Genomic DNA, 21,999 nt, shown 5'->3' on the forward strand with positions numbered 1-21,999 from the left:
TGCTTTTTTTTCAGGCCGGGAGCGGTTAAGGGAACAGGTAAACCTTGATGAAGGCCAGGACGATCAGCACGCACGCCAGGGTGACAACCCATTCAGTAGTGGTTTTTGGCAGGTTAAACATTCAATTCCTCACTCAGCCCAGAATACTTAGCGAGGATTATCCCGATGGCAGATTAAGAAAACATTAAGCCCCGAGACTTTAATGGCCGTACAACGCTCTAACCAGCATAAAGGCCAACAGCGTCATCGCCAGCGAACCCGCCAGGTTGAGCAGCATATTGGCGATGGCCCAAACAATGCGCCCGTCCTGCAGCAGATAAACCACTTCGAGCGAGAAGGTAGAGAAGGTAGTCAGCCCGCCGCAAAAGCCGGTAGTGATTAGCAGCTTCCACATCGGGTCAATGTTCGTCATGCGAGTAAACAGTGCCAAGGTCAGGCCGATGATAAAAGCCCCCACCAGGTTCACCGTCAAGGTACCCAACGGAATATGTTGATGTAATGGGTTGAGCTTAAGGCTCACAGCCCAGCGCAACATGCTACCCAAACCACCGCCAATAAACACTGCCAGTAAAGAACTCCACATGGTGATAAACCCTATCCTAAAGATGGAAGATGCTCAGAAAGGTTCAGGCAAGCGCCTACGCACCTCTCTGAGAGGTTACGTAGACATCATCAGCCTGTGAAAGGCGGTTATGGAGGAATGTCATCTCCGTTTGTTGGCGCGAAGCAATCGCGCGGGGCAGATTTTACACCTTGTCGCTGTGGTTTTGTAGTAGCTTCCGCCAGCCAGGAATGACTCACTTAACTTCAATAACCGCACTTAACACCGCGACACCTAACGCCAGAGGCTCGAGGGAGAGTCGTGCAGGGTTGAGCGCATGGGCGCGCGATACGAGCCAACAGGGATGGGTTTACGGCGTGTCGGCGTTCTGTATGACTCCCACCTGTTACGCTATTTCTCGACGTCATTTATCCAACCAATTTATCAAATCATTAAGCTATCAACTTAATAAACTGGTGGGCTAGCATTGATGTTCGGCGAGTTCCTGCCGGTTGCGGCCATTATTTTTTGCCCGATACAGTGCGATATCGGCGGCCTTTAACCACTCCTGGTAGCCGGGCATCTCGGGCTGGTAATCGGCGACCCCGGCGCTGATATTCAGCTTTAACCCAGGGGCTTCACGGAAGACGACCTCGTTCAGGCGCTCCTGAATGCGGTGTAGCGCCAGGCTGGCCTGTTCGGCACTGGTATTTGGCAACACCGCGCCAAACTCATCTCCGCCGTAGCGCCCAACGATATCCATCGCCCGGAGCCCCAGCACCAACTCTTCCGCCAGAACGATCAGCGCCTCATCCCCCAGCCCATGGCCGAAGGTATCGTTGATGGCTTTGAAATGGTCAATATCCATCAGGATCAGCGTAGCCGTATGATTATAGCGCCGGCAGCTATCAAACTCATTGTGCAGCAGGTGTTCCCAATGGCGGCGGTTAAACACGCCGGTCAAGCCATCGCGCGTGCTGATGCGCAATAGCTCCTGTTGCTTTTCTGCCAGCCGCTTGGCGGTTTGGTAGGTCACGTAACCAAGGAAGACTGGGTAGATGAAGATCATCGGCAGACACAGATAAACCTGCTGAGGTGTGGATTGTGGTGTAAAGGGGAAGCCCAGTATCGCACTGGTAACCAGTGCCCCGATGATTTGCGCCATCAGCCCTTTGAAATACAGCGACGGCCCGCCGGAGGCGATATTGTTCATCCCCATCATCGACAGGATCACCACGGCGGGGAGCGCATTGAAACCCATGATGGCTACCCACATCCCACCTAGCAGTGCATCGATGAGCAGGTTGCGGATCTCGGTGGCGTAGGGGGCTTCGCTGCGGATAGACCACTGATAAGCGACATGTGGCCAGATAAAGCCATTTACTGCCAGTAAGATCCACACCCCAACCGACTGGTGCTCTGGATAGAGCGCCGTAAGTACGCACAAGAAACCAATCCCCAGGCCGACAATACGTGGCAGGTAGAGGCGCCTGGCGAAGTTGAGACCTGCACGCCGGGTGTTAATAGCCGATGGAGCTGTAGGCATCCCATGTTTCCCTGTGATGAATTATGCAGCCGGCCTGAAGCCGGAAAAAAGCGAATAGCTAAGAATATGCCCTATAATCTAAGCATAGAACATCTCGGGTAGATCTCACCTTGTTACAACTGGTTGTTGTTATAGCCGAAAGAAAGTCGCTAAATACCTATAGACAAAGTTTGTTCCCGCGCTGCGTCCTGCAGCCATAAATGAATAAAGAAGGTGATTATGGAAGGTATCAGTATTACCAAGCTGCTGGTAATTGCGGTGTTGATCGTGTTGCTGTTCGGCACCAGCAAACTGCGTACTCTGGGCGCGGATCTGGGTGCGGCGCTGAAAGGCTTTAAAAAAGCGGTGGGCGACGACACTCCTCCTGCACAGAATACGGCTGAAACGCCTACCGCGCAGCAGAGCGTCGAAAAGAAAGACGTTTAACCGCCTCTGCTGTTGAGCCATAAAAAAACGGATGCCGCAAGGACATCCGTTTTTTGGCGTTAATCGCGGGTGAAGCGTAACAAAAGATTACCGCGGTTACTTCACTTCCAGCCCTTTGGCCTGCAAGTCCGCATGATAGGACGAGCGTACAAACGGGCCGCAAGCAGCATGGGTAAAGCCCATTGCCATCGCTTCTTCTTTCATTTCGTCAAACTCCGCCGGGCTGACATAGCGCTGTACTGGCAGATGGTGACGGCTTGGTTGCAGATACTGCCCCAGCGTCAGCATGGTTACGCCATGACGGCGCAGATCGCGCATCACTTCCACGATTTCCGCGTTGGTTTCACCCAACCCCACCATCAGGCCGGATTTGGTCGGGATCGATGGGTGAGCTTCCTTAAAGCGCTCCAGCAACTTCAATGACCACTCGTAATTAGCCCCAGGACGTACCTGGCGATAAACACGCGGCACGTTTTCCAGGTTGTGGTTAAACACGTCTGGTGGCGTGGCGGTAAGGATTTCCAGCGCACGATCCATACGGCCACGGAAGTCTGGCACCAAGGTTTCGATCTTGATGCTCGGGCTCTTGGCACGGATGGCAGTAATGCAGTCGGCAAAGTGTTGAGCGCCACCGTCACGTAAATCGTCACGGTCAACCGAGGTGATCACCACATAGCGCAATGCCATGTCGGCAATGGTTTGCCCCAGCTTTTCCGGCTCGTTGGCATCGGGAGCCACCGGGCGGCCGTGGGCCACGTCGCAGAATGGGCAACGGCGGGTACAGATGGCCCCCAGGATCATGAAGGTGGCGGTACCGTGGTTAAAGCACTCAGACAGGTTTGGGCATGACGCCTCTTCGCAGACCGAATGCAGGCCATTTTTGCGCATCGCGGCCTTGATGCCTTGAATGCGTGTAGAGTCGGCAGGGAGCTTGATCTTCATCCACTCGGGTTTGCGTAACAGCTCTTGGCGTTCGGTGGCCACCGTTTTTACCGGGATTAACGCCATTTTGTCTGCATCGCGGTATTTGACGCCGCGTTCCATCTGAATCGGTTTACTCATAATCGTGCAGGTTCCAGTTACGAACCTCGATGTTTGCTTTAGTTGCTTAAGATCAAGCGATTACAAACTCGGGGTAAAGTGGTGGTAAAACTCGGGTAAAATTATATCACTTTTATTGTGATCCATTCAGCCCTCTTGTATCACGGTAGAGGTCAGTCATTGCCGTGGTCAAAAAACGTCCGAAAATACCGCGAAATAGGCGCCTCTGGTAGTACCCTGTCTGCAGTACGGAACATGACCGCACGGCGGTGATCGGTCACAGGTATGCGGATCGCGTATCGATGGGGTGGGGTAAGTGGCATTGAGAGATGGGCAGCAAGGAGTTCAGGTGATCTGGTTCGATCTTCTTTTTTACAGATAAATTAAACGAAATGTAAATAAGGAAGGTGCTCGGTATCCCGGAATATTTTAGTTTAACCACCATTTAAATAATGTATTTATAATGCGTACATTATCATTTAAAAGACGGATGGCGTTATAATGAAATATTCTCATATAGGTGTTTGCGGTGTTGTTCTTGCAGGGGTATTTTTATCAGGGTGTGCGGTTAAAAATGACAAAACAGAGGTTGGTGCAATAGGGCTGTCTTACCATTCTAATGTAGAAAAACTTGCTGATGGTAATTATGTTGCTTCTGTAGAAGCCTCTTTGGGGCGTGGGCGTGTTAGTGGTGCGCAGGGGCTTGTCGCTAGAGATGCAATAGCCTACTGTAATGCAATGAACAAAAATATGAAGGTGATTAAAGAAGAAACTGATTCACACCTTCTGGTGAATGGTGTAGCGAAATTAACCTTCAGTTGTATTCAGTAGATTTCTCGTTTATTGCCCGAAGCCAAGAGGGTTAGGGTATACCCAGGATTATGGGCATTCAATTATTAGCACCAGATTACTTCGAATAATCGAAGAGGATAAAATAAGTCAAAAAAAGCCTCGGCATAGAGTCCGGGGCTTTTTATTATAGGTTAAATTAGAGATAGTCTTTGAGAGTCCAGTTACGCAGCTCGACCGTCTCGTAGCCAAGTAAATGAACAAATTCCTGTACCAGAATGGGGTGCACATCGGCGATCCCGACACCTGGTGCCAGCGCGCTGACCTGTGTCATCTGCATTCCGGCATAACCGCAGGGGTTGATGCGTTGGAAAGGGGTGAGATCCATGGCGACATTCAGGGCCAGGCCATGAAATGAGCTACCTTTGCGGATCCGCAAACCTAATGAACAAATCTTTTGTTCGCCCACGTATACGCCGGGCGCATCCGCGCGCGCACGCGATTCGATCTTGAAATGGGCGAGGGTATTAATAACGGTCTCTTCCAAGGCCGTGACGAGTTGGCGTACTCCCACTTTATTGCGTTTCAGATCCACCATCACGTACAGCACCTGCTGGCCGGGGCCATGATAGGTGACCTGGCCGCCGCGATCGCTCTGGATCACCGGGATATCGCCTGGCATCAGCAGATGCTCTGCCTTACCGGCCTGGCCTTGGGTGAATACGGCTTGATGCTGCACCAGCCACAATTCATCTAGCGTGGACTCGTCACGGTGATTGGTGAATCTGTGCATGGCTTGGGATACAGGCTCATAGGGCTGCAACCCTAGCTGACGGAGAATGATCTTATTGTGTTGCAAGCGGGGCATCGTCAGGTTACAGAAGTGGTAAAAACATTATACCGGGCGCTCTGGTCCGCGACCAGCATTTATCCCTGGCGAACCAGGGCAACCCGGACAGCGCTTGTGCTGGACCAGGTTGGCTGGCAGGGAGTTATGCTGTAATTACAGCACCATACGGACAATTTCAATATTGCCCAACTCTTCATATAACGTTTCCACCTGATCGATATGGGTGGCGGTGATGGTGATGGAAACGGAGTGGTAGTTGCCTTTGCTGCTCGGTTTGACCTGCGGGTTGTAATCCCCTGGAGCATGGCGTTGCACCACTTCAACCACCTGGTCTACCAGCTCGGGATGTGCCAGGCCCATTACCTTGTAAGTAAAGGTACAAGGGAATTCGAGCAGTTCGTTCAGTTTAGTCTTTTGCATGTGGGTGCGCTCCAGCTGTGGCGTATCTCTAAATTATAACTCCCGCCGGGGCGGGAGTTAGTGTTAATTGTTATATGGGGCCGAACTCAGCCGATTCAAGGGTTAGCCGAACCAGTGATGGAACATCAGGCGGATATAATCCACGATGCGGCCAAAGAAGCCACCTTCTTTCACTTCGTTCAGCACCACCAGCGGGCGCTGATCGATGGTTTTGCCATCCAGCTGGAAATTGATGGTGCCAACCACCTGGTTTTTGGCCAGCGGAGCATGAATTTCCGGAGTGTTCAGCACGTAGCTGGCTTTCAAATCTTTCATCCGGCCGCGTGGGATGGTCAGGTAGGCATCTTTGTCTACGCCCAGCTCGACGCGATCGGCATCGCCGAACCAAACGGGTTCAGAAGCGAACTCTTTGCCTGCTTTCAGCGGTGCGACGGTTTCAAAGAAGCGGAAGCCCCAGGTCAGCAGTTTTTTGCTTTCGGTTTCGCGGCCTTTGTAGGTACGGCCACCCAGCACGGCGGAGATCAGACGCATCTGGCCTTCCGTCGCTGAAGCCACCAGGTTATAACCTGCCGAATTGGTATGGCCGGTTTTAATCCCATCGACGTTCAGGCTGGTATCCCACAGCAGACCGTTACGGTTCAACTGACGGATATTGTTGAAGGTGAACTCTTTTTCTTTATAGATAGCGTATTCGTCTGGCACATCGCGGATCAGCGCCTGGCCGATCAACGCCATATCACGCGCCGAGCTGAACTGGCCTTCCGCATCCAGGCCGTGTACGGTTTGGAAGTGGGTATTTTGTAGGCCGAGCTGTTTGACGTAGGTATTCATCAGGTTAACGAACGCGTCCTGGCTACCTGCGACGTAGTCCGCCATGGCGACACAGGCATCGTTACCGGATTGCAGGTTGATACCGCGAGTCAGTTTGGAAACCGGTACGCGGTCCCCCGGCTTGAGGAACATCAGTGAGGAACCTTTGAACACCGGGTTGCCGGTAGCCCAGGCGTCCTGACCCACGGTGACCATATCGTCCTGGCCAATCTTGCCGGATTTCAGCGCCTGGCCGATGACGTAGCTGGTCATCATTTTGGTCAGGCTGGCAGGGTCGCGGCGTGCGTCGGCGTTCGATTCTGCCAACACTTTACCGGAGTTGTAATCAATCAGGATGTAGGCCTCGGCATCAATCTGCGGCACACCTGGGATCATGGTTTTAATATTAACGTCGTCTGCGTGGGCAACTGACGCTGCGCTGAGCGCGATGGCAGTGCCAAGCGTGAGGCTTTTGATTAAGCGAAAAGAGGTTACCTGTTTCATGATCGGGACTACAACATCCGTAAAAGTTAAGTTAAAAAACGAGTCACACTATAGCAGACGGGGCCCCGGCAGGCATTAGCCATTCGGCCGACAGTAGGGGGTTTACACAGATTTACCTGAAAGAAAATGTTTCAGATAAGTCAACGACCTGCTGTCGGCGGCATCGGCCTGCCAAGTTTCACGACTAGGGTGCGGCAGTGATGAAGGACTGTTGCTGTGCCTCAGTGGCCAGGCGCTGTTGCAACTGTGCGGCCTGTTGACGATTGCTGAACGGGCCAAGCTGCACGCGGTAGACGGCGCCGTTGGCGTCGACCTTACCAGGAACGCCAAACTGCTGGCTCAGCTGTTGTTGCCAGCTTTGCGCACGTTCGGCATTACTCAGGGCACCTACCTGTACGACATAGCTACCGCTTGCACTGGCTGCCGTTGCGGTGGCTACCACCGGGGCGGCAGTGGGGGCGCTGATGACCGGTTGGGGTTCTGTCCCTTCCAATACGCCAGGGGCTAACGGCTGCGGTGCACCAAGGAAACCACCGCTACGGCCAGTGGAGGCGGCAGGGGTAGCGCTGCTGTCGTTGTAGTTCATGCTGCCGTTGTCAATCGCTTGAGCGGCAGGGGCGGCAACCGGTGCCGATTGCTGCATCGGTGTATCCATACCGCCGCCGGAACTGAGATCCGGGCGTGGAGGCAGGGCGTAGCTCTGTTTGGCGACGACGGTACCCACGGTACCAGGGCCGCTCAATGTGCCATCTGGAGCAACCTTGATAAAGTCGACCTTCACCTTGGTGTTGCTGGACAGGTTGAGGCGATCGGCGGCAGCTTTGGACAGATCGATAATCCGGCCTGAGGTATAAGGGCCGCGATCGTTCACGCGTACCACCAGTTGACGGCCATTGGCCAGGTTGGTGACGCGTACATAGCTCGGGATAGGCAAGGTGGGGTGTGCAGCGGTCAGCGCATTGGGATCGAACTGCTCACCAATAGCGGTAGTGTTGCCGTTGGCTTCTTCGCCGTACCAGGCTGCCAGGCCGGTTTGCGAGAAGTTCTGCGGATCTTGCACGATGCGATAAGTGTCGCCATTAACCTTATAATCCTGCAGGGTGCCAGGGTTATAGGGTTCATAGTGAGGCTCCACGCCGCCGATTTCGGTCACCGGCCCGTTGTAGGCTTGTTGCACCGGAGCCTGTGTTTCTTCCGTCGTGGTACAGGCGGAAAGTAATACCGCAGCAGCAACCGCGCCGACCCAAAGCCATTCCTTACGCATTGCACACCTCTTATAGATTTTTAGACAACATTTTCCGATGCGTGTGGATCGACATCACGATGCCGAACCCAGCCATGAGTACGATCAGCGCCGACCCCCCGTAACTGACCAAAGGCAAAGGTACGCCAACTACCGGTAAAATGCCACTGACCATACCAATGTTAACAAACACATAGACGAACAGGATCAGCATCAGCCCACCGACCATGACGCGGCCAAAGGTGGTCTGTGCCCGGGCGGCGATCATCAGCCCGCGGATAATCACCAGCAGATATAGCAACAGCAGCACCAGTACGCCGATCAGGCCAAGTTCTTCCGCCAACACTGCGAAGATAAAGTCGGTGTGGCGTTCCGGCAGGAATTCGAGTTGAGACTGAGTGCCGTGCAGCCAACCTTTACCCGATAGGCCGCCAGAGCCGATGGCGATTTTCGACTGAATAATATGGTAGCCAGCCCCTAACGGATCGCTTTCCGGATCGAGCAGCATCATCACGCGGTCACGCTGATAGCCGTGCATCAGGAAGAACCACAACACCGGGATAAAGGCGGCCAGTGCTACGGCAGCCACGGCGATCAGCTTCCAGCTCATCCCCGACAGGAACAGCACAAACAGGCCTGAGGCGGCGATCAGGATCGAGGTGCCCAGATCGGGCTGGGCGGCAACCAGCAAGGTGGGCAGGAAGATCAGCACCAGCGCGATGCCGGTATTCTTCAGCGAAGGCGGGCACACGTCACGGTTCATAAAGCGAGCCACCATCAGCGGCACGGCGATCTTGGCGATTTCCGAAGGTTGGAAGCGCACAAAGCCCAGATCCAGCCAGCGCTGCGCCCCTTTACTGATTTGGCCAAAGGCATCCACCAGGATCAGCAATATCACGCAGAAAATATACAGGTAGGGTGCCCAGCTTTCATAAACCCGCGGCGGGATTTGCGCCATCACGCCCATCACGATCAGCCCCATCAGGATCTGGCCGATTTTGCGTTCCATCATGCCCATATCCTGGCCGCTGGCGCTCCACATCACCACGGCGCTGTAGATCAGCAGGGCCAGAATAAACAGCAGAAATGTCGGGTCGATATGGATTTTGGTCCAGATAGAGCCCTTTTGTTGGCTTTCAGTCATGTTCTACCTTAATCACCTTCTATACCTGGCGGCAGCGGTACTGCATCCGGTAATTGCGTATTGTTGTCGCCCAACAGGATGTGGTCGAGGATTTGGCGGGTAATGGTGCCTACCGCCGGGCCTGAACCGCCGTTTTCCAAAATGATGGCCACCGAAACCGTTGGGTTATCGTAGGGCGCAAAGGCTGTCATCAATTTATGGTCCCGCAGGTGTTCAGCGAGTTTGTGGGCGTTATAGGTTTCATAGCCGAATACCTGCGCGGTACCCGATTTTGCCGCGGCTTTATACGGTGTCTTGTCAAAGAACTTGCGCGCCGTGCCGTTAGGCCGGTTGGCAACGCCGTACATGCCGTCTTTGGCTATTTCCCAGAAGCCTGAATGGATATCGCCGATCTGCTTGCTCTCTTTTTGCTTGAACGGCACCAATACGCCGTTGATCTTGGTACTTTGCAGCAGATGCGGATCTTTGACGTTGCCGTCGTTAATCAGGGTGTTCAGCGCCTTGGACATCTGGATCGGCGTAGCGGTCCAGTAGCCCTGGCCGATGCCCACCGGAATGGTGTCGCCCTGATACCACGGTTTTTTGTAACGTTTGAATTTCCAGTCGCGCGTTGGCATCAGGCCGGAACGCTCTTCGGAAAGATCGATACCGGTATATTCGCCGTAGCCGAATTTGGTCAGCCAGGTGGACAGGCGATCGATCCCCATGTCGTACGCTACCTGATAGAAATAGGTATCTGCAGACTCCTCCAGCGCTTTGGTGACGTTGAGGCGGCCATGCCCCCATTTTTTCCAGTCGCGGAAGCGTTTCTCTGACCCTGGCAATTGCCACCAGCCCGGATCGAACACGACGGTATTTTTGGTGATCACCCCGGCACTGAGAGCGGAAACGGCAATATAGGGTTTAACCGTGGAGGCCGGAGGGTACACCCCTTGGGTGGCACGGTTGATCAGCGGGCGGTTCGGATCGTTGAGCAGCCCCTGATAATCCTTGTTGGAGATGCCATCAACAAACAGGTTGGGATCGTAGCTAGGGTTGGAAACCATCGCCAAAATTCCCCCGGTGCGCGGATCGCTGACCACCACGGCGGCACGGCTGCCCACCAGCAACTGCTCGATATAGCGTTGCAGGTTGAGATCCAGCGTCAGATAAACGTCTTTACCGGCGGAAGGGGGTTGCTCATGCAATTGGCGGATCACCCGGCCACGGTTGTTGACTTCAACCTCTTCATAGCCGGTTTTGCCATGCAGGACATCTTCATAATAGCGTTCGATACCCAGCTTGCCGATATCATGGGTGGCGGCATAGTTACGTAGCTGGCCGTCTTTGTCCAGGCGCTCGAGGTCGCGGTCGTTTATTTTCGACACGTAACCGATCACGTGAGTGAGGGCAGACCCATAAGGATAATAGCGGCGTTGATAGCCTTTGACTTCCGCGCCGGGGAAGCGGAACTGATTGACCGCAAAACGGGCCACCTGCACTTCGGTCAGTGGGGTTTTCACCGGGATCGAGACGAAACGGCGCGATCGCTTGCGCTCCTTTTCAAAGTTGGCGATATCGTCGTCGGTGAGATCGACCACCGGGCGCAAGGCCTCGAGCGTGGCTTTTAGATCGTCCACTTTCTCGGGCATCAGTTCCAATTGGTAAATGGTACGGTTAAGCGCCAGCGGCGTACCGTTGCGATCGTAAATTATGCCGCGGCTGGGGGCGATAGGCAGCAGCTTGATGCGGTTTTCATTAGAGCGGGTGCGGTAATCTTCAAAACGCACGATTTGCAGATTATACAGATTGGCAATCAGGATGCCTGTCAGCACCAGAATGATAAAAAACGCCACCACGGCGCGGCGTACAAACAGGGCGGACTCGGCCGTATAGTCGCGAAAAGGGTTACGTTCTATTTTCATCCCGCTGCTTTTTTTCACTCTGTTACTGTCACCACCGGTTACTCCCGGTGGTAAGGATGATTTGTAGTAATACTCCAGGCGCGGTAGAGGCTCTCTGCCACCAAAACACGCACTAAAGGATGCGGTAACGTTAACGGGGAAAGCGACCAGCTTTGCTCAGCGGCGGCTTTACAGGCCGGAGCCAGCCCCTCAGGGCCGCCAATCAACAGGCTGACGTTGCGGCCATCCTGTTTCCAGCGCTCGAGCTGTTGTGCCAACTGGGGCGTTTCCCACGGGGTGCCAGGGATATCCAACGTAACGATGCGGTTACCTTTGCCCACCGCTGCCAGCATCTGCTCGCCTTCCTTTTCCAGAATACGTTTGATATCCGCATTCTTGCCGCGTTTGCCCGCCGGGATCTCGGTCAGTTCAAACGGCATATCTTTCGGAAAGCGATGCAGGTAATCCATAAAGCCGGTCTGCACCCAGTCGGGCATTTTGGTGCCGACTGCAACCAATTGCAGTTTCACCGCTTAACCCCAGAGCTTTTCCAGTTCGTACAATTGGCGACTTTCTTCTTGCATCACGTGCACAATCACTTCGCCCAGATCGACCACTACCCAGTCGGAAACGGCCTGGCCTTTCATGCCATACAGTTCCATACCGGCGTCGCGGGCTTCTTGCACGACGTGTTCGGCAATCGACATCACATGACGGCTTGAGGTGCCGGTACAGATGATCATGCAGTCGGTGATGCTGGATTTGCCCTGAACATCCAGAGCGACAATGTCTTGGCCTTTCATGTCATCAATTTTATCGATAACGAAATCTTGGAGCGCTTTACCTTGCAAAGGTTCCCCCTCGGGTTGTTCTGTTCATCAGGAAGCTGAGGGCAACTGCCCAAAGTCACTGGCCTGAATCGTGATGGTTTCGGCAGGATGCCGCTGAAAGCCTGCTGGTTTTGCCCAGCGAGCCAAGATCCTTGGGGTTTTCAGCGGATACCTGAAAAATAGCGGCGCAGTATAGCATGCGGCCTATCGATATAAACCCTGTAACTCGATATAACGCTGCACCGGGCGCGGCAGCAAATCGTCACAGCTGATGCCTTGGTGACGGCGCTGGCGTATCTCGGTGGCGGATATCTCCAGTAAAGGGGTATCAGCCAGGTAGATAAACCCGTGCGGCTGGCGGCTGAGCAGGGTGGCATCGGCGATCTGGTGCTGTTCCAACCAGCGTTGCAGCTCTGGCGTATCCATTTGCTGGTTGTAACCCGGGCGCGCCAGCACCAACAGGTGGCAGAAGTGCAACAGGTCTTGCCAGCGATGCCATTTGTATAGGCTCAGCAGCGAATCCTGGCCAATAATAAACGCCAGAGGCGCTGCGGCGCCACGTTCTTTACGAATCGTTTCGAAAGTCTCGATGGTGTAGGACGCGGTGGTGCGGTGCAATTCACGATCGTCCACGGTAAACAACGGGTTACCGGCAATCGCCAGCTCTACCATGGTTAGCCGCTGCTGCGCGTTAGCTTCCGGCTGTGGCCGATGGGGAGGCACATGGTTGGGCAACAACGTGACCTTATCAAGGCCGACTTCTTCAGCCAAGGCTGCCACCGGGCGCAGATGGCCGTAGTGGATTGGGTCAAAGGTGCCACCGAAAAAGGCGTGCAGGGTATGTGGATGTTGCGGGCTAGTAGGCATCGGTGACACTCGTGGCCAGAGGTTTGCCGCAAAGCAGCATCGACAGGGTTTCCAGCTCTGGCCAAACCGACTGGCCGTAGTCTTTCTTGAGGGTGAGCTCAATTTGCGCCAACAGATGCACTGCCTGCCGCAATTGTTGACCCGAAAGGCGCTGCAGAGCCTGAGTGATCAGGCTGCGGCGGTTTTGCCAGACCTTGAGCTGATCGAATAGCGTACGTAGCGGGGTGTGCGCCATGCGGCGTTGCAGGTTCAGCAACATCAGCAGTTCCCGTTGCAGGGTACGCAGCAAGATCACCGGTTCGACATCCTCTTGCTGGAGTTGCCGCAGGATATGCCAGGCACGTTTGCTCTTGCCTGCCAGTAGGGCATCCAGCCAGTGGAACGGGCTGAAGTGGGCAGCATCGTTTACCGCCTGCTCTACGCGGGGCAGCGTCAGTTTACCATCGGGGTGCAGCAGCGATAGCCGTTCCAACGCCTGCGAAAGTGCCAGCAGGTTGCCTTCATAGCAGTAACACAGTAGTTGATTGGCTGCGTCATCGAGATCCAACTGCATGGATTTGGCTCGCTGGGCGACCCAGCGCGGCAGCTGTGCCTGTTCCGGCGTTTGGCAACTGACCATAACGCCATTGGCACTGAGTGCCTTGAACCAGGCGCTGTTCTCCTGGGCTTTGGTCAGGCGCGGGCCGCGCAGTACCAACAGGATATCGTCATGCAGCAAAGCGGCCAGCTTGACCAGTTGCTCACCGATCGGGGCCGTTGGGCCGTTCTCGGGGAAAATCAGCAACAGGGTTTGCCGGCTGGCAAACAGGCTCATAGCCTGACAGATGCTGAAGATGGCATCCCAGTCCGTATGGACATCCAGGGAAATGCTGTAATGCTCGGTGAACTGTTGCTGTTGGGCGGCCTGACGGATCAGATCCTGGCTTTCCTGCAGCAACAAGGGTTCGTTTCCGCTCAATAAATAACAAGCGCGCAGCCCCTCTCGGAGCTGCGCGGCAAGTTGTTCAGGATAAAGACGGATCATTGTGCTGCGGTACTGGCCGCTTTTTCACCGGCGATAGCGGCTTTTTCTTGCGTTTCCAGCACCGCCGCGTGCACCGCCAGCATTTTACGCAGAATTTGCTGGGCAGCCTGCTCACGCATTTCCTGCATAATGATGTCCTGTTCGGAGTCTTTGGCCAACGCAGTCAACGGGTTATCAAAGAATGAACGGAACACTTTGACGTTGATTGGGTAAATGTCATGGCCTGGGATCAGCACCTGAGCCTGCACCGTCATCACCAATTGATACTCCGCGGTTTTACCATCCTGGAAGATCGAAACCGTATCCTGGCTTTGCGTCGAATTGACGATGCGCAGTGACGGGACTTCCTTGTGGGCCGGATCGTATTTGACCACGGTAGCCCCGCTTAGACGCAATTGCTCGCGCACGGCACGGGTCAGTGGGCCAAAGGGATCGTAGCTGTCCAGGATCAGCGTATGCAATTCTGTGGGCACCTGCGCGGTGCCACGCAGATGAAAACCGCAGCCGGCGGTGACAAGCACCGCCAACCCCAGCAACAACGTCAGAATACGAAGTCGCACAAAGCCTCCTTGTGTTAACCCACAACCAGGTTAAGCAATTTGCCTGGAACATAGATCACTTTACGTACCGTGACCCCTTCCAGATATTTGGCCACCAGATGCTCCTGGGCGGCGCGCTCACGCACTTGTTCTTCGGTGGCATCGGCTGGCACAGTGACTTTTGCCCGTACCTTGCCGTTAACCTGTACTACCACCAGTTTGGAGTCTTCCACCATGGCAGCTTCGTCAGCCACCGGCCATGGCGCAGTGTCTACGTCGCCTTCGGCGTTCAATGCCTGCCAAAGGGTGAAACAGACGTGTGGTGTGAACGGATACAGCATACGTACCACGGCCAGCAAAGCCTCTTGCAGCAGCGCGCGATCCTGTTCACTTTCCTGCGGCGCACGGCCCAGCTTGTTCATCAGCTCCATCACGGCGGCGATGGCGGTGTTGAAGGTCTGGCGGCGGCCGATATCGTCGGTCACTTTGGCGATGGTTTTATGCACGTCGCGGCGCAGGGCTTTCTGATCTTCATTGAGCTCGCTGACGTTCAGTGGCTGAACCGCCCCTTGCTCAACGTGGTCGTAGGCCAGTTTCCAGACGCGCTTGAGGAAGCGGTTTGCCCCTTCAACGCCAGATTCTTGCCATTCCAGCGTCATTTCTGCCGGAGAAGCAAACATCATAAACAGACGCACGGTATCCGCGCCGTATTTCTCTACCATCACCTGAGGGTCGATGCCGTTGTTCTTCGACTTCGACATTTTGCTCATGCCAGCATAGACCAGTTCACGGCCTTCAGGATCGGTTGCTTTGACAATACGACCTTTCTCGTCACGTTCGACGGTGGCATCAACCGGGGATACCCAGACGCGTTCGCCGCTGGTGCCGGTGTAGTAGAAGGCATCGGCCAACACCATGCCCTGGCACAGCAGGCGTTTGGCAGGCTCGTCTGAATCGACCAGGCCAGCGTCGCGCATCAGCTTGTGGAAGAAGCGGAAATACATCAGGTGCATGATGGCGTGTTCGATCCCGCCAACATATTGATCGACCGGCAGCCAGTAGTTGGCTGCAGCCGGATCCAGCATGCCTTTATCGTACTGCGGGCAGGTGTAGCGAGCGTAGTACCAGGAAGACTCCATAAAGGTGTCGAAGGTGTCGGTTTCACGCAGCGCCGGCTGGCCGTTAACGGTGGTTTTTGCCCACTCGGGATCGGCTTTGATTGGGCTGGTAATGCCGTCCATCACCACATCTTCCGGCAGGATCACCGGCAGTTGGTCTTCTGGTGTTGGCATGACGGTGCCGTCTTCCAGGGTGACCATTGGGATTGGAGCACCCCAGTAGCGCTGACGGGAAACGCCCCAGTCGCGCAGACGGTAGTTCACCTTGCGCTGGCCGACGCCTTTGGCCACCAGCTTGTCGGCGATGGCGTTAAAGCCTGCCAGGTGATCCAGGCCGTCGAATTCGCCGGAGTTGAACAGCGTGCCTTTTTCGGTCATCGCTTCGGCGCTGACGTCTGGCTTGCTGCCGTCCAGGTTCAAAATGACCGGTTTGATCTGCAGATCGTATTTGGTGGCGAATTCCCAGTCACGCTGATCGTGGCCAGGGACGGCCATTACCGCGCCGGTGCCGTATTCCATCAGAACGAAGTTGGCGACCCAGATTGGCAACTTCTCTCCGCTCAACGGATGAATGGCAAACAGACCGGTGGCCATGCCTTTCTTCTCCATGGTGGCCATTTCGGCTTCGGCAACCTTGGTGTTGCGGCATTCGTCGATGAAGTCTGTCAGCGCCGGGTTATTGACCGCGCCCTGCTGTGCCAGCGGGTGACCTGCGGCAACGGCGACATAGGTAGCACCCATAAAGGTGTCTGGGCGAGTGGTGTAAACGGTGACTTTCTCAGCGCTGTCGGCAACGTCGAAGGTGATTTCTACCCCTTCGGAACGGCCAATCCAGTTGCGCTGCATGGTTTTCACCTGCTCTGGCCAGCTTTCCAGCGTGTCCAGATCGTTGAGCAGTTGATCGGCGTAATCGGTGATTTTAATAAACCACTGTGGGATCTCTTTACGCTCAACCTTGGTATCACAGCGCCAGCAGCAGCCGTCGATAACCTGTTCGTTGGCCAGCACGGTCAGATCGTGTGGGCACCAGTTCACCGCCGAGGTCTTCTTGTAGACCATGCCTTTTTCGTACAGCTTGGTGAAGAACCACTGTTCCCAACGGTAGTAGTCAGGATCGCAGGTGGCGATCTCGCGGTCCCAGTCATAGCCGAAGCCCAGCAGTTTCAACTGGTTCTTCATATATTCGATGTTGTCGTAGGTCCAAGGGGCCGGTGCGGTTTTGTTTTTTACCGCCGCGCCTTCGGCTGGCAGGCCAAACGCATCCCAGCCAATTGGCTGCAGCACGTTTTTGCCCAGCATACGCTGGTAGCGGGAGATCACGTCGCCAATGGTGTAGTTCCGAACATGACCCATGTGCAGACGACCAGAAGGGTATGGCAGCATGGATAGGCAGTAATACTTTTCCTTGCTGGCGTCTTCGGTAACCTTGAAAGTTTGCTTCTCTTGCCAGTGAAGCTGTACGTTCGATTCTATCTCTTCGGGGCGGTATTGCTCTTGCATGGCGGCCGATGGTCCTGTAGGTGTGTAACAGCTACATCCGTAGCATTCTGTGAGTATCTTTAGATCTGCATAGCATAGCTGATAAGACCTGCCAGCAACAACACCAAGCGGTCCGACTCGACGTATTAAAAAAATATCTGTGCCATGATGTGACTCACAATCTGCCAAAACCTCACCTAGCCAAGCCACATCAGTGATTTACGACTAAAATAATAACGAGTAGTTTTAGGGGAGAAGTCCTGTCGCAGTAGTTCATCGAGGAGAAGCTATGAACAAGGTTGCTCAGTATTACCGCGAGTTGGTGACGTCGCTGACGGAACGTTTAAAGAACGGTGAGCGTGACATTGACCAATTGGTCGCCAGCGCCGAGAAACGTTTGAACGAGGTGGAGGAACTCAGCCGTACGGAAGTGGAGCAGTTGACCCGGGCGGTGCGCCGCGATCTGGAAGAGTTCGCCCGCAGTTATGAGGAGAGCCGGGAGGAATTCACCGACAGCGTGTTTATGCGCGTAATTAAGGAAAGCCTGTGGCAGGAACTGGCGGATATCACCGATAAAACCCAGCTTGAGTGGCGTGAGGTGTTTAAAGATGTCAGCCATCATGGCGTCTACCACAGCGGTGAGGTGGTCGGGCTGGGCAATCTGGTGTGTGAGAAATGCCATCACCATCTGGCTTTCTATACGCCGGAAGTGCTGCCGCTGTGCCCTAAATGCGGACACGATCAGTTCCAACGCCGGCCGTTTGAGCCTTAATGCGATTTCCCCTCATATTGCATGAGGGGAATTTACCGCTTATTGAGAAAGCATCACTGGCAGGGGGTTTCTTTGGTATCGTTTTGTACCAAAGCCACTGCATCTTCTGTCAGAGCGATATTAGTGTTGTCAGCCAGACACAATATCGCATAGGAGAGTTCAGTATCCCCTTTTGCAAAGTCCATAACGGCAGTAGCGCTAGCTTTTTCACCTTTCAACTTTACCAGATAGTGTTCGCAATCATCCTGGCAGTTACTCATCGGTGCAAACTGACTCATGCTGAGTTCTTCTATGGTCACTTCACCTAGATGTTCTTTGACGATACTGTTTTGGTTAAAAGCTAGTGTGGCATCCTGCTTAAGCTCATACCGGACCCAAAAAAACAGTGCAGCGGCCACAATAACGACGGCTAGCAAGCCGGTCAGTAACTTGCGAAAATATCCTTTCATTCGTCTCTCCTTGTATCATTGTGGCGGCATTGTCTTGTTTTATCGGATAAAAGTAAACCAGTCCGGGGTTATGGTTCTATGTCGAGATAAGGCCCTGCCGGTTGATATGGGTTAGCCCCTTGACGTCGGTGTGATGCCCACGGTGAGTCGCTGATTGTGACGGTACTACTGCTGTGGATTATGCAGAACGCCGACACGCCGTAAACCCGTCCATGGGGGCTCGCAATCGCGCATCCTTGCGCTCAACGGTCGGCTAACCTGCATAATCCCCACCTATCAGAGGCTTCGGCGTAGCGGTAAAAAGCGGGTTCGGAGTTGTGTTCAGGTGCTGGGGGGGAGCTGTCTGGAGCGCTTGGTTGGTTCGTGCTGCTTCGGGAAGTAGGGAGTAAAGGAATTACGCAGAAAAATCAACAAGTCCTCTCATCCAAGGTGCGTCACCGTATTTTCAGGCCCGCTCGATCGGTTCCCTCTCCCTGTGGGAGAGGGTTAGGGTGAGGGGTAATTTAATAACGTGAAACGCACTCGACCATCAGATCGATAAAGCCCTGGCGGTTGATATGGGTCAACACCTCGACGTTGGCCGGTTTACCGTTTTGGCCAAACTCATCCACTACCGTCATGCCCACGGTGTATTGGCCCTGGGTCTCCACACCCACCCACAGCTCACGGCTTTCAAACAGCTCCGGGGCCAGCAGCCAGGCGATGGTGCAAGGGTCATGCATGGCGGCTCCCGGCAGGCCGCGCGGGTGGCTAAGATACAACGGCAGGTAGAAATCGAGCATGCTGGCTACCGCTGCCGCTACCGGATTATTAATGCTGCGGATGCGTTCGATATCCTGCGGTAACACCAATGCCTGATGGGTGACGTTCAACCCGGCCATGGTCAGCGGTACGCCGGATTGCAGCACGATTTCGGCCGCTTCCGGATCGACGTAGATATTGAATTCGGCCACCGGCGTGGTGTTGCCTGCATTCATCCCACCGCCCATAAACACGATGCGTTCAATTTTGCTCTTCAGCGCTGAGTGCTGTGACAGCAGTAAGGCAATATTGGTCATTGGACCTGTTACCACCAGCGTAATCGGCTCTGGACTGGTACGCAGTAGCTCGGCAATCAGTTCAACCGCGGTTTGTTTTGCTGGTTGGAAATCCGGTGCTGGCAGATGGGTGTTGCCCATACCGGTATCACCGTGCACGTAATCGGCAATGACCAGATCGCGCATCAGCGGCTTGGCGGCACCGCCAGCGACCAGGACATCTTGCCGTTGCATTAGCGTCAGCAGGCCGAGTGCGTTATGCAGGGTTTTTTGCGGTGTCTGGTTACCGGCGGAAGTGGTGACGGCTTTAACATCTAACGTAGGGGCGCGTAGCGCCATGGCAAGGGCAATAGCGTCATCAAGACCTGGATCACAATCGATAATAATAGGGCGGGACATCACTTTCTCCTTCAGCGTTATCATTATGCTTTGAGGATCGGGGGAAAGTGCGAAAGAAACAAGCACTATTGATGCGCCCCGGGGTCAGGGCGCATCTGGTACATCAATGCAGGATTTTGGCCAGGAAGTCTTTGGCACGTTCTGACTGTGGGTTGTTGAAGAAGTCATCTTTATTGGTGTCTTCCACGATCTTCCCTTCATCCATAAAGATCACCCGGTGGGCCACCTTACGGGCAAAGCCCATTTCGTGGGTCACCACCATCATGGTCATCCCTTCCTGCGCCAGCTTGACCATCACGTCCAGCACTTCGTTGATCATTTCCGGATCGAGCGCCGAGGTGGGCTCATCAAACAGCATGGCGATCGGATCCATACACAGCGCACGAGCAATCGCCACGCGCTGCTGCTGGCCACCAGAGAGCTGCCCAGGGAACTTTTCGGCATGTGCCGACAGGCCCACGCGCTCCAGCAGTTTCAGGGCTTTATCGCGTGAGGCAGCCTTGTCGCGCTTGAGGACTTTTACCTGCGCCAGCGTCAGGTTTTCAATGATCGACAGGTGAGGGAACAGTTCAAAATGCTGGAACACCATCCCCACTTTGGAGCGTAGTTGCGCCAAGTTGGTGCTCTTGTTGTTGACCTGAATACCGTTAACCTCGATATCGCCTTTCTGGATCGGCTCGAGCCCGTTGACGGTTTTAATCAGGGTCGATTTTCCTGAACCGGAAGGACCGCAGACCACCACCACTTCGCCTTTTTTGACTTCGGTGGTGCAGTCGGTCAGAACCTGAAAGTGACCGTACCACTTAGAAACATTTTTCAGGGATATCATCAAACAGTCCTTTTCTTCAAATAGCTTACCAGCGCCGAGGCGGCGAGACTGATAACAAAATAGACCAAACCGGCGAACAGGATCATTTCCACCTGCGTACCGTCACGCTCACCAATGGTTGAAGCGGTGCGGAAGAAATCGGCCAGGCTAAGTACGTACACCAGCGAGGTATCCTGGAACAGCACGATCCCCTGGGTCAGCAGCAGCGGCACCATGGCGCGGAACGCTTGCGGCAAGATCACCAGCCGCATCGATTGCCACTGGGTCATACCCAACGCCAGCGAGGCAGAGGACTGACCGCGCGAGACGCTTTCAATGCCTGCCCGGATAATTTCCGAGTAGTACGCGGCTTCAAACAGCGAAAAGGCTACCATAGCCGAGATAAGGCGAATATCGGTTTTCGGTGAGAGCCCAAGAACTTGTTGTAATAAGCTTGGAACCACTAGATAGAACCATAGCAGCACCATCACCAGCGGTACGGAACGGAACAGGTTGACGTACAGCGCCGCAAACCAGCTGATCGGCTTGATCGGCGACAGGCGCATCACCGCCAGCACGGTGCCCCAGAGGATACCGAACACAATAGCCGTCACGGTGATTTTCAGCGTGACGACCAGCCCTTGCAGCAGATACGGGAAGCTTGGGACAATCGATCCCCAATCAAATTGGTACATTATTTACTCCCCATATGGCCAGGTAACTGCACTTTCTTCTCGACAATACGCATAAACAGCATGATGACGGCGTTGATAGCGACATAGGCGAGGGTGATGGCAGTAAAGGATTCATAGGCGTGTGCGGAGTAATCCAGCAGCTTCCCGGCCTGAGCGGCCATATCCACCAGCCCGATGGTTGAGGCGATGGCGGAGTTTTTTACCAGGTTGAGCATTTCCGAGGTCATCGGCGGCACGATCACACGATAGGCGTTGGGCAGCAGCACGTAGCGATAGGTTTGTGGCAGCGTCAGGCCCATTGCCAACCCGGCCGCCTGTTGGCCGCGTGGCAGGGATTGGATTGCAGCACGTACCTGTTCACAAACGCGTGCGGCGGTAAACAACCCAAGGCACAGCATGGAAGAAACAAAGAATTGCACGTTGGGATCAAGCTCGCTCTTGAACCACATGCCGATGTCGGCTGGCAGCAGCTCCGGCATCACTAGATACCAGGTAAAGAATTGGACGATTAGTGGCACGTTACGGAACAGCTCGACGTAACAGGTACCTAGTGAGGAGAGAAAACGGTTGGGTACGGTACGCAAAATACCGAACAGTGAACCGACAAAGAAGGCAATAATCCATGCACAGACGGAGAGGGCGACCGTAACCTGAAAGCCGGACCAGATCCAGCCCAGGTAGGTGGTATTCCCAAACGGGGCCTGCTGCAGGAAGATACCCCAGTTCCAATCTATTGACATAACGAACTCCGTTAAACAGGTGCAGAACACCTTACAACTTGATGA

General features: G+C 54.5%; 23 protein-coding genes and 1 riboswitch. Of the genes, 3 read left to right on the top strand and 20 right to left on the bottom strand.

The window, feature by feature from the left end; all coding sequences use genetic code 11:
- Positions 1 to 199: 199 nt before the first annotated feature.
- Both crcB and adrA read right to left on the bottom strand, forming a co-directional pair.
- Entirely contained in the window at positions 200 to 583 is a 384-nt protein-coding gene (crcB, locus tag A6U95_RS24505; RefSeq protein WP_065686395.1) for a fluoride efflux transporter CrcB, read from the bottom strand.
- 73 nt (positions 584 to 656) lie between these two features.
- Positions 657 to 720, bottom strand: a riboswitch (Fluoride riboswitch).
- 302 nt (positions 721 to 1,022) lie between these two features.
- Positions 1,023 to 2,087: a diguanylate cyclase AdrA gene (gene adrA / locus A6U95_RS24510; RefSeq protein WP_065686396.1), complete on the bottom strand. Its 1,065-nt coding sequence runs from the start codon at positions 2,085 to 2,087 to the stop codon at positions 1,023 to 1,025.
- Positions 2,088 to 2,306: 219 nt separating this feature from the next.
- Between adrA and tatA the strand changes: the two genes are divergently transcribed.
- The gene (tatA, locus tag A6U95_RS24515) at positions 2,307 to 2,513 is read left to right on the top strand and encodes a Sec-independent protein translocase subunit TatA (RefSeq protein WP_021180013.1); all 207 of its coding nucleotides are present in this window, start codon (positions 2,307 to 2,309) and stop codon (positions 2,511 to 2,513) included.
- Between the two features lie 96 nt (positions 2,514 to 2,609).
- Here tatA and lipA read toward each other — a convergent pair whose 3' ends face one another.
- Positions 2,610 to 3,575, bottom strand: a complete 966-nt coding sequence (gene lipA, locus A6U95_RS24520; RefSeq protein WP_065686397.1) for a lipoyl synthase — start codon at positions 3,573 to 3,575, stop codon at positions 2,610 to 2,612.
- A 480-nt stretch (positions 3,576 to 4,055) separates the two neighbouring features.
- On the opposite strand from lipA, the gene A6U95_RS24525 reads away from it, so the two are divergent.
- Positions 4,056 to 4,385 (top strand): hypothetical protein, encoded by a 330-nt coding sequence (locus A6U95_RS24525; RefSeq protein WP_024530805.1) that lies wholly within the window; start codon positions 4,056 to 4,058, stop codon positions 4,383 to 4,385.
- Between the two features lie 157 nt (positions 4,386 to 4,542).
- Here the strand turns inward: A6U95_RS24525 and lipB are convergent, their stop codons facing one another.
- The 12 genes from lipB to leuS form a co-directional block, all read right to left on the bottom strand.
- Positions 4,543 to 5,211 carry a lipoyl(octanoyl) transferase LipB gene (lipB, locus tag A6U95_RS24530; protein WP_065686398.1) on the bottom strand — a complete coding sequence of 223 codons (669 nt, stop codon included), beginning with the start codon at positions 5,209 to 5,211 and terminating at the stop codon, positions 4,543 to 4,545.
- A 135-nt stretch (positions 5,212 to 5,346) separates the two neighbouring features.
- Positions 5,347 to 5,613 (bottom strand): DUF493 family protein YbeD, encoded by a 267-nt coding sequence (ybeD, locus tag A6U95_RS24535; RefSeq protein ID WP_021180010.1) that lies wholly within the window; start codon positions 5,611 to 5,613, stop codon positions 5,347 to 5,349.
- Between the two features lie 102 nt (positions 5,614 to 5,715).
- The gene (gene dacA / locus A6U95_RS24540) at positions 5,716 to 6,927 is read right to left on the bottom strand and encodes a D-alanyl-D-alanine carboxypeptidase DacA (protein ID WP_065686399.1); all 1,212 of its coding nucleotides are present in this window, start codon (positions 6,925 to 6,927) and stop codon (positions 5,716 to 5,718) included.
- Positions 6,928 to 7,111: 184 nt separating this feature from the next.
- Positions 7,112 to 8,191 (bottom strand): endolytic peptidoglycan transglycosylase RlpA, encoded by a 1,080-nt coding sequence (gene rlpA / locus A6U95_RS24545; RefSeq protein ID WP_065686400.1) that lies wholly within the window; start codon positions 8,189 to 8,191, stop codon positions 7,112 to 7,114.
- 10 nt (positions 8,192 to 8,201) lie between these two features.
- Entirely contained in the window at positions 8,202 to 9,314 is a 1,113-nt protein-coding gene (gene mrdB / locus A6U95_RS24550; RefSeq protein WP_065686401.1) for a peptidoglycan glycosyltransferase MrdB, read from the bottom strand.
- 8 nt (positions 9,315 to 9,322) lie between these two features.
- Positions 9,323 to 11,218, bottom strand: a complete 1,896-nt coding sequence (gene mrdA, locus A6U95_RS24555; protein WP_065686402.1) for a peptidoglycan DD-transpeptidase MrdA — start codon at positions 11,216 to 11,218, stop codon at positions 9,323 to 9,325.
- A gap of 38 nt (positions 11,219 to 11,256) precedes the next feature.
- Positions 11,257 to 11,727 carry a 23S rRNA (pseudouridine(1915)-N(3))-methyltransferase RlmH gene (rlmH, locus tag A6U95_RS24560; RefSeq protein WP_004949595.1) on the bottom strand — a complete coding sequence of 157 codons (471 nt, stop codon included), beginning with the start codon at positions 11,725 to 11,727 and terminating at the stop codon, positions 11,257 to 11,259.
- Between the two features lie 3 nt (positions 11,728 to 11,730).
- Complete coding sequence (rsfS, locus tag A6U95_RS24565; RefSeq protein ID WP_021180005.1) at positions 11,731 to 12,048, bottom strand: ribosome silencing factor; 318 nt, start codon at positions 12,046 to 12,048, stop codon at positions 11,731 to 11,733.
- A gap of 183 nt (positions 12,049 to 12,231) precedes the next feature.
- Positions 12,232 to 12,894, bottom strand: a complete 663-nt coding sequence (gene nadD, locus A6U95_RS24570; RefSeq protein ID WP_065686403.1) for a nicotinate-nucleotide adenylyltransferase — start codon at positions 12,892 to 12,894, stop codon at positions 12,232 to 12,234.
- Positions 12,884 to 13,918, bottom strand: coding sequence for a DNA polymerase III subunit delta (holA, locus tag A6U95_RS24575; RefSeq protein ID WP_024531306.1), 1,035 nt, complete (start codon positions 13,916 to 13,918; stop codon positions 12,884 to 12,886). Before holA ends, nadD begins: the two co-directional genes overlap by 11 nt.
- Positions 13,915 to 14,478, bottom strand: coding sequence for an LPS assembly lipoprotein LptE (lptE, locus tag A6U95_RS24580; protein WP_024531307.1), 564 nt, complete (start codon positions 14,476 to 14,478; stop codon positions 13,915 to 13,917). The genes holA and lptE overlap by 4 nt, the downstream gene beginning before the upstream one ends.
- A 14-nt stretch (positions 14,479 to 14,492) precedes the next feature.
- A complete protein-coding gene (gene leuS / locus A6U95_RS24585; protein ID WP_065686404.1) occupies positions 14,493 to 17,075 on the bottom strand; it encodes a leucine--tRNA ligase in 2,583 nt (860 codons plus the stop codon).
- 268 nt (positions 17,076 to 17,343) lie between these two features.
- Between leuS and A6U95_RS24590 the strand changes: the two genes are divergently transcribed.
- Entirely contained in the window at positions 17,344 to 17,826 is a 483-nt protein-coding gene (locus tag A6U95_RS24590; protein WP_024531309.1) for a zinc ribbon-containing protein, read from the top strand.
- Between the two features lie 53 nt (positions 17,827 to 17,879).
- Here A6U95_RS24590 and A6U95_RS24595 read toward each other — a convergent pair whose 3' ends face one another.
- From A6U95_RS24595 to A6U95_RS24615, 5 genes are all read right to left on the bottom strand, one after another.
- Positions 17,880 to 18,275, bottom strand: coding sequence for a hypothetical protein (locus A6U95_RS24595; protein ID WP_065686405.1), 396 nt, complete (start codon positions 18,273 to 18,275; stop codon positions 17,880 to 17,882).
- Between the two features lie 503 nt (positions 18,276 to 18,778).
- Positions 18,779 to 19,711, bottom strand: a complete 933-nt coding sequence (gene rihA, locus A6U95_RS24600) for a pyrimidine-specific ribonucleoside hydrolase RihA (protein ID WP_065686406.1) — start codon at positions 19,709 to 19,711, stop codon at positions 18,779 to 18,781.
- 103 nt (positions 19,712 to 19,814) lie between these two features.
- The gene (locus tag A6U95_RS24605) at positions 19,815 to 20,540 is read right to left on the bottom strand and encodes an amino acid ABC transporter ATP-binding protein (protein WP_021179998.1); all 726 of its coding nucleotides are present in this window, start codon (positions 20,538 to 20,540) and stop codon (positions 19,815 to 19,817) included.
- Entirely contained in the window at positions 20,540 to 21,214 is a 675-nt protein-coding gene (gene gltK, locus A6U95_RS24610; protein WP_021805327.1) for a glutamate/aspartate ABC transporter permease GltK, read from the bottom strand. Before gltK ends, A6U95_RS24605 begins: the two co-directional genes overlap by 1 nt.
- A complete protein-coding gene (locus tag A6U95_RS24615) occupies positions 21,214 to 21,954 on the bottom strand; it encodes an amino acid ABC transporter permease (protein WP_021179996.1) in 741 nt (246 codons plus the stop codon). Before A6U95_RS24615 ends, gltK begins: the two co-directional genes overlap by 1 nt.
- Positions 21,955 to 21,999: the final 45 nt, after the last annotated feature.

Origin of the sequence: Serratia sp. 14-2641 (assembly GCF_001692375.1) — a bacterium.
GTDB classification, from domain to species: domain Bacteria; phylum Pseudomonadota; class Gammaproteobacteria; order Enterobacterales; family Enterobacteriaceae; genus Chania; species Chania fonticola_C.